The following is a 14,300-nucleotide window of genomic DNA, read 5'->3' on the forward strand; positions in this document are numbered from 1 at the left end:
TGCAACTCTGCGGCGGACATTTTTGTAATTTTATGTCCGCCGCACCGCAGCGACGCTCAAAACATGTGCGTTACGGGAAAGACACTGCAGAAACGCGGCAAACGTTGATGTTATTCTTCACAATCGACGAGCCATCTTGGAATTCGGCGCGCATATCGTAGTTACAATCCCGACGGCCATCCGCGAAATCGATGTTGATAGAGCGCCCCGCAGAAAGGACGTCGGCACCCAGAATGTCTTCTTCCCAGCTGCTCACGCTCACAGGGGAGCCATAGAACCGCCAGATCGTGCGGCCTGTGTTATTGCGGATCACAACGTTCTTGTTTGCCGCGATAACGGCCGTTGTTGTCGTAGTAGGCGTAGGCTGACACGCGGCCAAAGCAAGCGATTTGAATTGAAAAGACATTAGATTCCCCAAGTTTAAAAAAATCGTGGATTGAGCCTAATGTTGCGGCAACCACCCTGCAAGTCAGGCGGAGCTTACATTTACATCCGTATAATGGTGCGAAATTGAATTGGCGTAATACGCAAGAACCGCCTTTTGGCTATCCGCGAAGGTTACGGTTTCGCCAGCTGCAATCAGCCCACGACGACGTAGGTTTGCCAATCCATCTGCTGTCATTTGCTCTGGCGTTCGCCGTGGCTTGGCCACCGTGGACGGCATCGCTGCGATCGTTTCTGCGATATGGGATGTGATCGCCTCTTGCGTTGTTGCGCCAGCCAACACGGCGCGGCTCACTAATGGTACGGGCAGTAAAGGAATGACGCTCGCGATGCGGCTCATCAGTTCTTGCCCTACGGCCTCAGTCGAACCTGCATGTGATTGGGCAAACTCGCGCAATGATAGCGGCTGCCCGAAGCTGACATTTGCGGTCCCGAATGTTGTCATCTTCCGGCGAACCCGCGCCCAAAGGTAACCTGCAACGCCACCAAGAACGGTGAAAAGCGGCGGGCGAAATCGGCGTTTTCCTGTTTGATCGGCCTTAATCAGGAATTTGTCTTCCAGCACGCGGTCGTAGTTTAGGGCCACTGGAACAAACACCACATCGCGCTGTTCGGGGTCAAAGCCCTCAACAATATAGCTGAGAATGCCAAGTCGAGGATCGGCCATCTTACCGGTCAAGGATAGCCCGCCTTCCGGAAAGACAGCCTGCGTCACCCCGCCCTCGGTTGCCATCTGCACATAGCGCGCCAAGACTTTGCGATACAGCTCACGCGCGGTGGGCTTACTGCGTGACTTCCGGCGGATAAAGTAACCGCCCATCATCTTAATCATCGCCGACAGCGGCCAAACCCGCGCCCATTCGCCCACCGCGTATGACAACGCGCCAGCACGAGACACCAGATAGGTCACCAACACATAATCCATGTTGGAGCGATGGTTCATCACAAAGATCACGGTCGCGTCTGGGTCAATCGCCTCGTATTCCGCGCGGTCAAATTGGCCGACGCGCAATTTATATAGGAAACGGGACAACCATTTCGCCAACCGCATCCCGAACGAAAAGTAGGCAGTCGCAGAAAACGACGGCACGATCTCTCGGGCGTAGTGTCGGGCTTTTTCAAAGGCCACGTCTTCGCGCACGTCTTCGGCCTTGGCGTATTCGTTCACGGCCCTGATGACCTCAGGATCAAATACCAGCCGCTCGATGGTGTCATAGCGCCGCGCGAGCTTGAATGGTTCGATGGGCTTGGCAAGCCGTTGGTTAACCCGCGCGACAACCCGTTCCGCGCGACGTCGGAAAAACCAACGCACGGACGGAAACAAAAAGTGCGATGCAAACGTAACGGCTGCAAAAAGCAGCACCAAAACCAATAGCCAAAGCGGGATCATTACAGGCGTCGTCATATAGGGAACGTGTCAGGGAATGGGCTCTTCGGCAATGGGGGTCGATTACCGACAAATGCCGCAGTGCAGCGCGTTGACAAGGGTATTATCTTTCCGATAACTACCCATCTAAGCAATAAAATTGCGCAACCTGATTCACGAGGCCGAACCATGTCGCAAACGCAAAAAGACCGCCCCTGGCTATTCAGAACCTACGCTGGCCACTCAACGGCCAAAGCGTCCAATGAGCTGTATCGCGGCAACCTTGCCAAGGGTCAGACAGGCCTTTCTGTTGCCTTCGATCTGCCAACGCAAACGGGCTATGACAGCGATCATGTGCTCGCCAAAGGCGAAGTCGGCAAAGTCGGCGTTCCGGTGAACCACTTGGGCGACATGCGTGCGTTGTTTGACGATATCCCGCTGGAAAAGATGAACACCTCGATGACGATCAACGCGACGGCACCTTGGTTGCTGGCGTTGTATATCGCAGTGGCTGAAGAACAAGGCGCTGACGTTTCTGCGCTACAAGGCACCGTTCAAAACGACATCATCAAAGAATACCTCAGCCGCGGCACTTATATTTGCCCGCCTGCCCCGTCTTTGCGCATGATCACGGATGTCGCCGCCTATACCCGCGAGCATCTTCCAAAATGGAACCCGATGAACGTGTGTTCCTACCACCTGCAAGAAGCCGGTGCGACGCCAGAAGAAGAATTGGCCTTCGCGCTAGCCACCGCAATCGCCGTGCTTGACGACCTAAAGGGCAAAGTTCCCGCGGACGCCTTCCCCGCGATGGTCGGGCGTATTTCGTTCTTTGTGAACGCAGGCATCCGTTTCGTCACCGAGATGTGCAAAATGCGCGCCTTTGTTGAGCTGTGGGACGAGATTTGCACCGAACGCTACGGTGTCGAGAACCCGAAATTCCGCCGCTTCCGCTATGGCGTTCAGGTGAACTCGCTTGGGCTGACGGAACAGCAACCGGAAAACAACGTCTACCGCATTTTGATCGAAATGCTGGCGGTCACATTGTCCAAAGACGCCCGCGCCCGCGCTGTGCAATTGCCCGCGTGGAACGAAGCATTGGGCCTGCCGCGCCCGTGGGATCAGCAATGGTCACTACGGATGCAACAGATCCTCGCGTTCGAAACAGACCTGTTGGAATACGACGACCTGTTTGAGGGCAATCCAGCCGTTGAACGCAAAGTTGCCGCGCTGAAAGACGGCGCGATGGCGGAATTGTCCCAGATCAACGCCATGGGCGATGCGCAAGAAAAGATCGAATACATGAAAGCGCGTCTGGTTGAATCCAACGCCGCGCGTATCGCTGGCATTGAAAGCGGCGATACAACGGTCATCGGTGTGAACAAATTCCAGAACGGCGAACCTTCCCCGCTGACGTCTGGCGAAGATGCAATCATGGTGTCGGACCCTGAGGCCGAGGCCGACCAACTAGCGCGCCTTGACGCATGGAAAACGGACCGTGACAGCGATGCCGTTGCTAAGGCGCTTGCCGATCTGCGCACCGCCGCCCTTGATGGCACCAACATAATGATCCCGTCCATTGCAGCTGCGAAAGCGGGCGTGACCACAGGTGAATGGGCCGAAGTCATCCGTCAGGCATTCGGCCAATACCGTGGCCCGACTGGCGTGTCCCATAACCCATCCAACCGCACCGAAGGGCTCGACGACATTCGCGACCGCGTCTCTACGGTCAGCACAAAACTGGGCCGCAAGTTGAAGTTCCTGATGGGAAAACCGGGCCTTGATGGGCATTCCAACGGCGCCGAGCAAATCGCCGCCCGTGCGCGCGATTGCGGCATGGATATTACCTACGAGGGCATCCGCCTAACGCCGGATGAAATCATCGAAGCCGCGATCCGTGATGATGTTCACGTTGTCGGCTTGTCCATTCTCTCCGGCTCCCACATTCCGCTGATCTCGGAACTGATGGACAAGATGAAGGACCAAGGCCTGTCCCATATCCCAGTCGTCGCCGGCGGCATTATCCCTGATGAAGACGCTGACCGCCTGTCAAACATGGGCGTTGCACGGGTCTACACGCCGAAAGACTTTGAGCTAAACCGCATCATGGATGATATCGTTGATCTGGCTGACCCGTCGGATGTGGCGGCGGAATAAGCCGGAAAGCTCCCGCTATTCTTCAAGCTTGATGACCAATTCATCGTAGCTATAGCTCTGCTCGATGATGCCGTTGTCACCAGCAACAAAATTGGGATCGGATGGCACACAACCGATCCCGCAAATCTGCCGCGTTGTCATGTCTTCCGTATCGATATACCAAAGCCGCCCACCCGGCGTGGCGACCCAACCATCGGTGCCTTCTTCCTCATCACCTTCCATATCCGCACCACTCGGCAACTCGCTGGAGTAATCTGGCGAGAATGCAGCGTGCGTATGATAAGACGTGGTGATAACTTGGATATTAACCGGATCATCTGCGAGGCAGCTGTCGCTATCACCCGGCGTTGGCTCTGAAAACGCTAGATTGCCATCGTCATCCAGCCCGATATAGCCGCAATACTCTTTGTTTTCGGCAATGGATTGCGGGTTCAGTTCGGCGAATATCTCTTTCACCAACGCCAATTCCTCAGCGCTCTGGGCGGTTACCGTTACGGGAACAAACAAAGGCGTCAGTGTGACGGCCATCTTCGCAAATTTCAACATACACGATCCAATCTGTTTCAGTGCCAGATTGCTGCGAAGTGCGGCGGCATTCAAGTAACGAATGCCACCGCGATTTCCTTATAGGCCGAGCGAGCGACGCCCAAATATGAACTGCCACTGCGTGCCGTCCTGCATGGTGATTTGCCCACCCCCCTCAAGCGCAGTTTGATAGGTCGCTGTACCAATTCCGGTAAGCCCATTCGTACAGGACACGGGGAAAGTCGTGGTGGTCCCCATCGTGCCCGGGCTATAGCGTCCCTGGCAGGTGTTGGGCCCATTGCTGACCTGAAGCCAACCGCCTTCAAACAAGGTTGCGGTGGCCGTGCCGCGGTAAACCGTGTTGCTCGGGCCAACAACTGCAACCGGATGCGTGACAACATCACAGGCAGCCAACCCACCGCACAACGCAAGAATGCCAATAGATCTATAGAACATAGGAGGTCCTTTCATGTGTAACTCGCGCCTAGCAATGAACATCGTTCACGTCGGCCACCAGTCAGGATTTCCCGACCCACACCCGCCCCTTGAACCCACCTGCGCACAGGCCTAGCATTGGGCGAACCCCACTCAGAAAGGCGAAAGACATGACCATCCACATTGGAGCCGACAAAGGCGATATCGCAGACGTCGTGTTGATGCCCGGCGATCCGTACCGCGCGAAATGGGCGGCGGAAACCTTTCTGACGGGGGCAAAATGCGTCAACGAAGTACGCGGCATGCTCGGCTTTACCGGCGACTGGAACGGCAACCGCGTCACGATCCAAGGCTCAGGCATGGGCATGCCGTCCATGTCGATCTACGCCAACGAACTAATCCGCGATTTTGATGTTCAGACGCTTATCCGCATCGGATCCTGTGGCGGAATGCAGGACGACGTCAAAGTACGCGATGTCATTTTGGCCATGACAGCCTGCGCTGTCGCCACCCCAAGCTCCACAATCTTTAAAGAACTGAACTACGCCCCTGTCGCTGATTTTGACCTGCTACACAAAGCCTATCATGCGGCCGAAGGCATGGATGTCGACGTGCATGTGGGCAGCATCTATTCGTCAGACACATTCTATGACGAACGTCCTGACCTAAACAAAGAAATGCAACGCCACGGCATCTTGGGCGTCGAAATGGAAGCAGCAGAGCTGTACACCCTCGCCGCCCGCTATGGCCGCCGTGCACTCGGTGTGATGACCGTCTCCGACCATTTGCTTACCGGCGAAGCACTGCCCTCAGATCAGCGCGAACGCAGCTTCGGTGACATGATCGAAATCGCCCTAAAAGCCGCCTTCGCCTAACGGCCATGGGTTCCGTCATAGGCATTTCGCACCGGCGGAACCCATCCCGTCAACGCCCCCTCAACAGGCGTACGCACGGACATATGCAGCGGATAGCACGGTGCCACATCACTCGTGTGCTCGGCTCCGCAATCCCCACCAGGGCAAGCACTGAGCACCGCAAGCAGGTCAATTTCCGCAAAGAACTCAATGTAATCACCAGGCCGAACGTGTGACGCCTTCATAAAATACTGGCCCGTGTCGCGGGTAAATCCGGTACACATAAAGACATTTAACACATCATGAATATGCGGCTCTGCCTCTTGCACCGAAATACCTAAATGATCGGCCAACGCCCGTGTCAGGTTTGAATGACAGCAATGGTGGTAATCACTCCCCTGCAACAACCGCCCCGTATAAGGATCACACCGCGTCCCGATCACGTCATGCACAGACCCGCCATACTGATCGATGCCATACCAATCCAACGTGTCCTTCACGATCGTCGCCATAGGCCGCAGATACGGGAAATTTGACCACAACCGCTCTCCCGTGCTGACATGTGTTCCATGTAGCGCACGGGTTTTTCCCGAATAGAACCGTTCCCCCAAATCACGCGCATTAAACAGGTTCAAATCCCCAACCTGCGCCCCATCAACCGAAGTGATGCGCAAAAATGACCCTGCCGGAACCTCAAGATATGCCGCCTCACGTGGCTGCGCAGTCGCCTCGCCTGTAACAACAGCACCCTCTGCCGCGCGTTGATACAGCGCCAAATCAGGCTGCGGTAAATCCGTCACCGGATAACAAATCACGGGCTCCACTGCCCGCCGTTCGCCCGCATCTTTCGGCTCTGCCATAACGCCCCCTTTTGTCTCTGTTTTCTAAATATCCCCGCCGGAGGCATCCAACACAAACAAAAAGCGGCCCCCATAGGGAAGCGTCGCCTTTCAACTTACAGAGTCAAGAACGCGCGGAAGCCCACATTTTCTTCAGATCAAACAGTCCGCTCGATCATCATCTTTTTAACATGGGCAATCGCCGCCGCTGGGTTCAGACCCTTCGGGCACGTCTTGGCGCAGTTCATAATGGTGTGGCAGCGGTACAATTTGAACGGATCTTCAAGATCGTCCAAACGCTCACCCGTTGCTTCATCACGTGAATCGATGATCCAGCGATAGGCGTGCAACAATGCTGCTGGCCCAAGATAGCGATCGCCATTCCACCAGTAAGATGGGCAAGACGTAGAACAACAGGCACACATGACGCATTCATAAAGCCCATCAAGCTTTTTACGGTCATCAACGGACTGCTTCCACTCTTTCGCAGGGCGGTTCGTTTTTGTTTCAAGCCACGGCATGACGGACGCGTGTTGTGCATAGAAATGCGTCAGGTCTGGGATCAAATCCTTGACCACCGGCATGTGCGGCAGCGGGTAGATTTTGATGTCGCCCTTGATCTCGTCCATGCCGTAGATACAGGCCAGCGTGTTGATACCGTCGATGTTCATCGCGCAAGATCCACAAATGCCTTCGCGACAGGACCGGCGGAACGTCAGCGTCGGGTCAATCTCGCTTTTGATCTTGATCAGAACGTCCAGAACCATCGGTCCACAGCTGTCCAAGTCCACGAAATACGTGTCCAAGCTCGGGTTTTTCCCATCATCTGGGTTCCAACGATAAATCTGCACTTTGCGCAGGTTCGTCGCGCCCTCAGGCTTGGGCCATGTTTTGCCCGTCGTCATGCGGGAATTCTTGGGCAGGGTCAGCTGAACCATGTTTGTAGGCTCCTGTTGTTAAGTCAGCGCAGAGGTTGCGCAGGTCACGGTTTCTGGCCGTGAGAGGATATTGGAAACGAGTGTAATGTTCTCAGGCGTGGCACCCTGAACACCCAGTGCAAACAGCTCTTCGCCAGATGCGTTGTCGATTACGCAATTTGTAATGGCGACACCGGCCGGGCCTGGAATTGTGTCGGCAACAATCGGGCCAACGACAGCTTTGGCGGCTTCGCGGCCAGTATCGACAGCAGCCGTTTCAACGACAGCACATGCGGGCAATGTCAGGGTGGCGGCGGTTAGTGTGGCGATCAGTTTCATGTTTTTCTCCAAACTCAAATTAGCGCAATACAGGTGGGCGAATGGGGGACGCACCGGTCCGATCAAAGATACATTCGTTATAGACTTCAAGCGGGTCACGCCCTGCAAGGAAGTCCGAAGAAACGCCAATCTCGACGCCACCAAAACCACCCGTGTTGCTATTGGTACCAACGGTAACAGATCCCGTCGGCCCTTGCGCGGCCCTTGCTTTCTCTTCGCAAATTTCCGCCGCCCGCTCCGGTGTAACCGGAACAGGTGCACAGGCAGCAAGTGCGAAAAGAAGGGCCGCAGCGCGCATTAGAATGTCCGCTCTTTAGGAGCGATCGTCTTGAGGCTGATACCGCCGTCTTTCTCTTTGCTAAGCGGCTCGGTGATAACCGGACGGTGGCTGAGTTTGACCTTCGCGTCATCCACGTGGCTGATTGTGTGAACGCGCCAGTTTTCATCGTCACGTGTCGCGTAATCTTCGTGCGCATGTGCGCCACGGCTTTCTTTACGCGCCTCGGCCCCAACGATTGTCGCCAATGCGTTTGGCATCAGGTTCGCCAGTTCCAGCGTTTCCATCAGATCAGAGTTCCAAACGAGCGAGCGGTCCGTGACGTGTAGATCACCCATCTTGCCCGCAATCGCGGTCATCTTCTCAACGCCTTCTTTCAGCGTCTTGTCAGTGCGGAACACGGCCGCATCAGCTTGCATCGCTTTTTGCATCTCAAGACGCAGATCAGCGGTTGGAGTACCGCCATTTGCGTTGCGCAGCCCGTCGAAGCGATCGAACGCCTTATCGACAGAGGCGGTGTTCGTGGATGGAACAGCGCTTTCGCGATCAACGACCTTACCAGCACGGATCGCAGCCGCGCGGCCAAAGACAACCAAGTCGATCAGGCTGTTTGAGCCCAGTCGGTTCGCGCCATGCACAGATGCACAGCCCGCTTCGCCAACGGCCATCAGGCCCGGCACAACCGCGTTCGGGTCTTTCTTGGTCGGGTTCAGAACCTCACCAAAGTAGTTCGTTGGAATGCCGCCCATGTTGTAGTGCACAGTTGGCAATACCGGGATCGGCTCCTTGGTGACGTCAACACCAGCGAAAATCTTTGCGGATTCGGAAATACCCGGCAGGCGTTCTGCCAAGGCTTCGGCTGGCAAGTGGTTAAGGTTCAGGTGGATGTGATCCCCGCCTGCGCCAACACCGCGGCCTTCGCGGATTTCCATCGTCATACAGCGGGACACGTAGTCACGCGGCGCGAGGTCTTTGTAGTTTGGGGCGTAGCGTTCCATGAAACGTTCGCCTTCGGAATTGGTCAGATACCCGCCTTCGCCGCGCGCACCCTCGGTGATCAGACAGCCGGAACCGTAGATACCTGTCGGGTGGAACTGAACGAATTCCATATCCTGCAATGGCAGCCCAGCGCGGGCCACCATGCCGCCGCCGTCACCTGTGCAGGTGTGGGCAGACGTAGCTGAGAAGTAAGCGCGGCCGTAGCCACCAGTCGCCAAAACAACCATCTTGGCGTTGAAGACATGCATCGTACCATCGTCGAGTTTCCAACAAACAACGCCTGTGCAGACGCCATCGTCGGACATGATCAGGTCGATCGCGAAGTATTCGATGTAGAATTCAGCCTGTTGTTTCAACGACTGACCATACAGCGTGTGAAGGATCGCGTGACCAGTCCGGTCAGCCGCAGCACATGTGCGCTGTACCGGTGGGCCGTCACCGAATTCTGTCGTGTGACCACCAAATGGACGCTGGTAAATCTTACCTTCTTCGGTGCGTGAGAACGGCACGCCGTAGTGCTCAAGCTCATAAACCGCTTTCGGAGCTTCACGGGCGAGGTATTCCATCGCGTCCGTGTCACCCAACCAGTCAGACCCTTTTACGGTGTCATACATGTGCCACTGCCAGCTATCCGGCCCCATGTTACCAAGGGACGCCGCGATGCCGCCTTGGGCCGCAACAGTATGTGAACGTGTCGGGAAAACCTTAGAGATACAGGCCGTGCGCAGGCCTTGCTCGGCCATACCAAGCGTCGCGCGCAGACCAGCGCCACCGGCGCCAACCACAACTACATCATATTCGTGGGTTTCGTATTCGTATTCAGCCATTTTTCAGCGCCTTAAAATTAGAGTGCAATCCGCACGATTGCGAAAACGCCAGCAGCCGCAGCCGCGTAGCTTAAACAGATGGACCCGATGATCAGTGCCTTGCGGGCAAACCCGTGCACGTAATCTTCGATCAGCGTTTGCACGCCACCTTTGAAATGCAGGAAGCCCACAAGCAATGTCAGGATGCCGACAATCGCGGGGAATGGGCGGGCATAATAGGCCGCCGCCTCTTCATAAGACATGCCCAGCGCGTAGCCGTATGTGAACACGAACAGCGGGATCAAACCACACAGTGCCACAGAAGACACCATCATGTGCCAGTGATGTTCAGTCCCTGTTTTGGCAGAACCCATTCCAGCAGCGCGTTTACGATCAGTCAAAAATGCCATGGATCAGACCCCTTACAATACGATGACGGTGAAAATGGTCAGCAGAACCGACACAAGAATAATCAGCTGGCCCATACGCTCGGACGACTCGATGTCGAGGAAATGGCCGCTGTCCCAGATCAGGTGCCGGATACCAGCAAGCGAGTGGTACCAAAGGCAGGCAACAGACCCGAACATGACAAGATCACCAAACCAGCTGGTGATAAAACCATTTGCGCGAGCGTAGGCCTCAGGTCCGGATGCAAGGGCGGCGAACCACCAAACTGTCAACAACGCCGCGACGATCAGTGCATTGCCTGTCAGCCGTGTAAAGATCGACGTCATCGACGTGAGCTGTGGTCGATAAATCGACAAGTGGGGGGAAAGTGGGCGGTTGCCCCGGTTCACGTCGGCCATATCGCATCCTTACGCTTGTTCATGTCGCCTGTATGCAACGACAAATGTTGCCATCCTTTTAAAGGATTATACGGCGGTGTCACGGTACGTGGGCGCTAACAGAGGTTGAATCTTGCCACTGAATGGCGCTTTTTTCGTCTTTGTGATCACAGCTTTACGGCTAGTGATCACAAAATAGCCTCACTCATGCAAAACAGAAATAGGAGTCGTTAGCTCGCGATAGAGCTTGCGAATAATCTGTTCGGGGTACTCCTCAAACGAGTTCGCAGTGACCGCAAAGGCCCCCGGACCGGTAATAACGTCCGATTCAAACCATCCTGTCAGATCGAACCCCCTGTCCTGAATAACCAGTGCATTCACGGTCACACCTGCTTCGGCCAAGGCGGGCCAGACGTCGCGCGGGGCTTGGCCTTCGTTGCTGATACCGTCACCGGAAATGTCGATCACATAGCGTTCGCAGTCCTCAACCATCGTGAAATACGGCAAGGCCAGCGCCATGGCCTCGCCAATGGCAGTCGAAAAATCACGCCAAAGACGCGGCACCGTCGCGACTTCGAATGCGAAAGCATAGACATCATCGGGGGATGTAATCGGCGTCCAGTTGATAACAACCGATTGGCGCCCCGTTCCAGTCCATTGCATCAGGGCGATCTGCGCCTCGGACGCCACAAGCGCGGCCAGCACGTTCCGATCCGTCAGCGCTGCGGCAAGACCATCCATCTGGATACGGTATTCCTGCGCGTCCACGGATCCCGACACATCCACCGCCAACATCAACGCAATGTCACAGGCAGACGCAGCGGGGGCTGTCAGCATCAAACTGGCCAGAACCGCACCTTTCATAGGCGCAGTCTAGCCGTGATCAGGCAATTCGCCAATCACACTGGCATGAGCGCCCAATAATCGAGGTCGAGCAGCACGTGTGGCAGGTATTTGCCATCGTCGCCTTTCAGCGTGCCGACTTCTCCGCCCTTCGTCGCAACCAATCGCAACCGGATCGCCCCAACGCCCGGCGCATCGGTTTCGGCAACGTCCAGAACCTCGGACCACGCACGCACCGTATCGCCTGCGAAACAAGGGTTAGCGTGGGCACCACCATTGATCGCGACCATCATCTGCGCATTGGCCAGCCCGTTGAACGTCAACGCGCGCGCCATAGAAATAACGTGCCCGCCATACATCAAGCGCTTGCCATCGGGCCGCGATGTCACGTCAAAATGCACCTTGGCCGTGTTCTGCCACAGGCGCGTCGCCATCATGTGTTCGGCTTCTTCAATGGTCACGCCATCAACATGGTCGATGATTTCGCCGACCTTATAGTCGGCAAGGCAATGTTGCTCTCCAGCCAAGGTGAAATCGTAGTTCTCGAAATTCAGACCTTCGGGGATCGTTAGATCGGCAACATCAACAACTTTGGCAAGTTCGGGGATCACCGTTTCCGGCGCAGGCGCATCCAAATCGCCCTTACGCACCATCACCCAACGCACAAATTGCATAACGGTTTCACCGCGCTGGTTTGTTCCTTTGGTGCGCACATAGACAACGCCGGACCTTCCATTCGAGTTCTGCTTAAGCCCAATCACTTCTGACGTGGACCGAATGGTATCGCCTTCCCGAACAGGGGTAATCCAGCGACATTCCGCATACCCAAGGTTCGCAACCGCGTTCAGGGAAATATCAGGAACCGATTTGCCAAACACAATGTGAAACGCAATCAGGTCGTCCATCGGGCTGTTCGCCAACCCGCAACCTTGGGCAAATGCATCCGATGAATGCAGCGCGTGACGCGCCGGATAAAGCATATGATACAAAGCGCGCTCGCCACCGGACACAGTGCGCGGCACGGCGTGGTCGATGACTTGCCCAACAGAATAGTCTTCAAAGAAATTACCGGAGTTCGTCTTACTCATTGTTCGCCCAACTTCATATCGCGTGAATATTCCGCATCCGTTTCCTTGATGACCGCCTGACCACAACGCAAAACGCCGTTGGCCTGATCAAACGTGTATTGCGGGTCGCCGTGCAGCGACCAGCCTTTGGACAGTGCCTCGGACACGCGGTGGCAGAACTCCGACGTGTCGTCGTTGGTGATAAAGCGGTAAACAGTGGTCATATCTTATCCAAACGGGTTGTAGCCGAGCCATATGTGAATGGCCGCGACGATGCTGAAAACAACGAGGGTCGCGACAACAGCGATCCCTTCGGATTTAATCGGTGGCGCGTGATAGGAACCACGCGGCCCTTGCACACGGTTGAGGACGATCATTTCGGCCACAGCCCAAATGCCAAGTCCGCCGAACAGAACAAACGACGGCGTATCGCCATTCACCAACAGGTGCGCCACTGCCCAAACAACCGTGGCCGTGAGCTGCGGATGGCGCACCCAGCGCGTGATGCGGGTGCCCTTTCCTGATGCAGCAAACAGGTAAAATGCAAATAACATCAACAGGTTGTTAATCCCTGCACCCATTGCGTTGCGGCCCCAAAAGGTCATGCCCTCTGCGCCGCGATAGCCAATCACCATCAGCACAATCGCCACGACGCAGGCAATGGCAACAAGACCCTTACCCTTTTCACCGAATTTCGCACGGTGATCCGGCGCGATCCGTTTCCAAAAATGTGCGAGGGACCAAACGATAAGGCCGAGGAGTATAAGTGTCATTCAGTTTCCAACTTTGCGATTGCTTCTGCTTTCGCCAAAGTCGCCCGCGCTGTTACGATATGCAAGTTCTCGACGATCTTGCCATCGACAACAGCAACCCCCTGCCCGCCCGCTTCGGCCTCTGCAAAGGCTGCAATCTGGCGCGTGGCGAGGTCGATCTCTGCCTCGGTCGGCGCAAAGGCAGCGTTTGCAACGGCGACCTGCGCTGGGTGGATCAGCGTCTTGCCATCAAACCCGAAATCACGGCCCTGTTCACATTCCACTTTAAGCCCGTCTTCGTCCTTAAACGCGTTGAACACGCCGTCGATCGCTACGACGCCATGAGCACGAGCTGCCAGCAGGCACATCTGTAAGGACGTTACCATTGCGTCCCGCGTGCGCGTGTTCAGGTCTTTCGCAAGGTCGTTGGTGCCCATAACAAAGCCTTCGATCTTTGGGTGCGCCGCGATTTCCAGCGCATTCAAAATCCCCAATGGCGTTTCCATCATCGCCCAGACAGGCTTGCCCGTCAGCGCAGCCAATGCGTCCACGTCTGCAGCCGAGTTCACCTTGGGCAGCAAAACCGCGTCGCAATCCATTGCGTCAGCGGCCTTTGCATCGTCTTCGCCCCATTCTGTATCCAGCCCGTTAATACGCACGACCTTTAGTCGGGCACCGTAGCCACCTTTGCCCAACTCCTCTGCCAAAGTCGCCCGCGCGGTGATTTTCTCATCCGGCGTAACAGCGTCCTCAAGGTCAAACAGGATCACATCAACAGGCAGTCCCCTTGCCTTGTCCAACGCACGTGGGCGTGAGCCGGGAATATAAAGGGCGGAACGATATGGGCGTGTCATGGCGGTATCCTTGAAAGCTTGCGTAATATTGTTGCGCCAAA

The 14,300-nt window shown here is 55.8% G+C and carries 18 protein-coding genes; 2 read left to right on the forward strand and 16 right to left on the reverse strand.

The genetic code is table 11. From position 1 onward, the window contains the following. Positions 1–70: 70 nt before the first annotated feature. Both OCA8868_RS09115 and OCA8868_RS09120 read right to left on the reverse strand, forming a co-directional pair. Positions 71–406, reverse strand: a complete 336-nt coding sequence (locus tag OCA8868_RS09115; protein ID WP_093996284.1) for a hypothetical protein — start codon at positions 404–406, stop codon at positions 71–73. A 63-nt stretch (positions 407–469) separates the two neighbouring features. Continuing rightward, positions 470–1,849 carry a 1-acyl-sn-glycerol-3-phosphate acyltransferase gene (locus OCA8868_RS09120; RefSeq protein WP_093996285.1) on the reverse strand — a complete coding sequence of 460 codons (1,380 nt, stop codon included), beginning with the start codon at positions 1,847–1,849 and terminating at the stop codon, positions 470–472. A gap of 150 nt (positions 1,850–1,999) precedes the next feature. Between OCA8868_RS09120 and OCA8868_RS09125 the strand changes: the two genes are divergently transcribed. Further along, the gene (locus OCA8868_RS09125; RefSeq protein ID WP_093996286.1) at positions 2,000–3,967 is read left to right on the forward strand and encodes an ethylmalonyl-CoA mutase; all 1,968 of its coding nucleotides are present in this window, start codon (positions 2,000–2,002) and stop codon (positions 3,965–3,967) included. 15 nt (positions 3,968–3,982) lie between these two features. Here the strand turns inward: OCA8868_RS09125 and OCA8868_RS09130 are convergent, their stop codons facing one another. Both OCA8868_RS09130 and OCA8868_RS09135 read right to left on the reverse strand, forming a co-directional pair. Next, positions 3,983–4,513, reverse strand: coding sequence for a DUF4329 domain-containing protein (locus OCA8868_RS09130; protein WP_093996287.1), 531 nt, complete (start codon positions 4,511–4,513; stop codon positions 3,983–3,985). A gap of 78 nt (positions 4,514–4,591) precedes the next feature. Beyond that, positions 4,592–4,948, reverse strand: coding sequence for a hypothetical protein (locus OCA8868_RS09135; RefSeq protein WP_093996288.1), 357 nt, complete (start codon positions 4,946–4,948; stop codon positions 4,592–4,594). A 149-nt stretch (positions 4,949–5,097) separates the two neighbouring features. Here OCA8868_RS09135 and deoD point away from each other — a divergent pair, with 149 nt between their 5' ends. Then, positions 5,098–5,802, forward strand: a complete 705-nt coding sequence (deoD, locus tag OCA8868_RS09140; protein WP_093996289.1) for a purine-nucleoside phosphorylase — start codon at positions 5,098–5,100, stop codon at positions 5,800–5,802. Here deoD and OCA8868_RS09145 read toward each other — a convergent pair. The 12 genes from OCA8868_RS09145 to OCA8868_RS09200 all read right to left on the reverse strand — a co-directional run bounded on the left by OCA8868_RS09145 (position 5,799) and on the right by OCA8868_RS09200 (position 14,259). Further along, entirely contained in the window at positions 5,799–6,641 is an 843-nt protein-coding gene (locus tag OCA8868_RS09145) for an urea carboxylase-associated family protein (protein WP_093996290.1), read from the reverse strand. The two genes, deoD and OCA8868_RS09145, sit on opposite strands and share 4 nt — an antisense overlap. Positions 6,642–6,778: 137 nt before the next feature. Further along, positions 6,779–7,558 carry a succinate dehydrogenase iron-sulfur subunit gene (locus OCA8868_RS09150; RefSeq protein ID WP_093996291.1) on the reverse strand — a complete coding sequence of 260 codons (780 nt, stop codon included), beginning with the start codon at positions 7,556–7,558 and terminating at the stop codon, positions 6,779–6,781. A gap of 18 nt (positions 7,559–7,576) precedes the next feature. Beyond that, positions 7,577–7,876: a hypothetical protein gene (locus tag OCA8868_RS09155; protein ID WP_093996292.1), complete on the reverse strand. Its 300-nt coding sequence runs from the start codon at positions 7,874–7,876 to the stop codon at positions 7,577–7,579. Between the two features lie 19 nt (positions 7,877–7,895). Continuing rightward, entirely contained in the window at positions 7,896–8,174 is a 279-nt protein-coding gene (locus OCA8868_RS09160) for a hypothetical protein (protein ID WP_093996293.1), read from the reverse strand. After that, positions 8,174–9,979 carry a succinate dehydrogenase flavoprotein subunit gene (sdhA, locus tag OCA8868_RS09165; RefSeq protein ID WP_093996294.1) on the reverse strand — a complete coding sequence of 602 codons (1,806 nt, stop codon included), beginning with the start codon at positions 9,977–9,979 and terminating at the stop codon, positions 8,174–8,176. Before sdhA ends, OCA8868_RS09160 begins: the two co-directional genes overlap by 1 nt. A gap of 17 nt (positions 9,980–9,996) precedes the next feature. Continuing rightward, entirely contained in the window at positions 9,997–10,368 is a 372-nt protein-coding gene (gene sdhD / locus OCA8868_RS09170) for a succinate dehydrogenase, hydrophobic membrane anchor protein (protein ID WP_093996295.1), read from the reverse strand. Between the two features lie 12 nt (positions 10,369–10,380). Further along, complete coding sequence (gene sdhC, locus OCA8868_RS09175; RefSeq protein ID WP_093996296.1) at positions 10,381–10,764, reverse strand: succinate dehydrogenase, cytochrome b556 subunit; 384 nt, start codon at positions 10,762–10,764, stop codon at positions 10,381–10,383. A 180-nt stretch (positions 10,765–10,944) separates the two neighbouring features. Continuing rightward, positions 10,945–11,580, reverse strand: a complete 636-nt coding sequence (locus OCA8868_RS09180) for a DUF1194 domain-containing protein (RefSeq protein WP_245848155.1) — start codon at positions 11,578–11,580, stop codon at positions 10,945–10,947. A 62-nt stretch (positions 11,581–11,642) separates the two neighbouring features. Then, entirely contained in the window at positions 11,643–12,674 is a 1,032-nt protein-coding gene (locus tag OCA8868_RS09185) for a MaoC family dehydratase (protein ID WP_093996298.1), read from the reverse strand. Beyond that, positions 12,671–12,877: a DUF1737 domain-containing protein gene (locus tag OCA8868_RS09190; RefSeq protein WP_093996299.1), complete on the reverse strand. Its 207-nt coding sequence runs from the start codon at positions 12,875–12,877 to the stop codon at positions 12,671–12,673. Before OCA8868_RS09190 ends, OCA8868_RS09185 begins: the two co-directional genes overlap by 4 nt. A 3-nt stretch (positions 12,878–12,880) precedes the next feature. Then, entirely contained in the window at positions 12,881–13,426 is a 546-nt protein-coding gene (locus OCA8868_RS09195; RefSeq protein ID WP_093996300.1) for an NnrU family protein, read from the reverse strand. Further along, positions 13,423–14,259: an HpcH/HpaI aldolase/citrate lyase family protein gene (locus tag OCA8868_RS09200; protein ID WP_093996301.1), complete on the reverse strand. Its 837-nt coding sequence runs from the start codon at positions 14,257–14,259 to the stop codon at positions 13,423–13,425. The genes OCA8868_RS09195 and OCA8868_RS09200 overlap by 4 nt, the downstream gene beginning before the upstream one ends. Positions 14,260–14,300: the final 41 nt, after the last annotated feature.

The sequence above is a fragment of the Octadecabacter ascidiaceicola genome (assembly GCF_900185015.1).
Lineage (GTDB): Bacteria > Pseudomonadota > Alphaproteobacteria > Rhodobacterales > Rhodobacteraceae > Octadecabacter > Octadecabacter ascidiaceicola.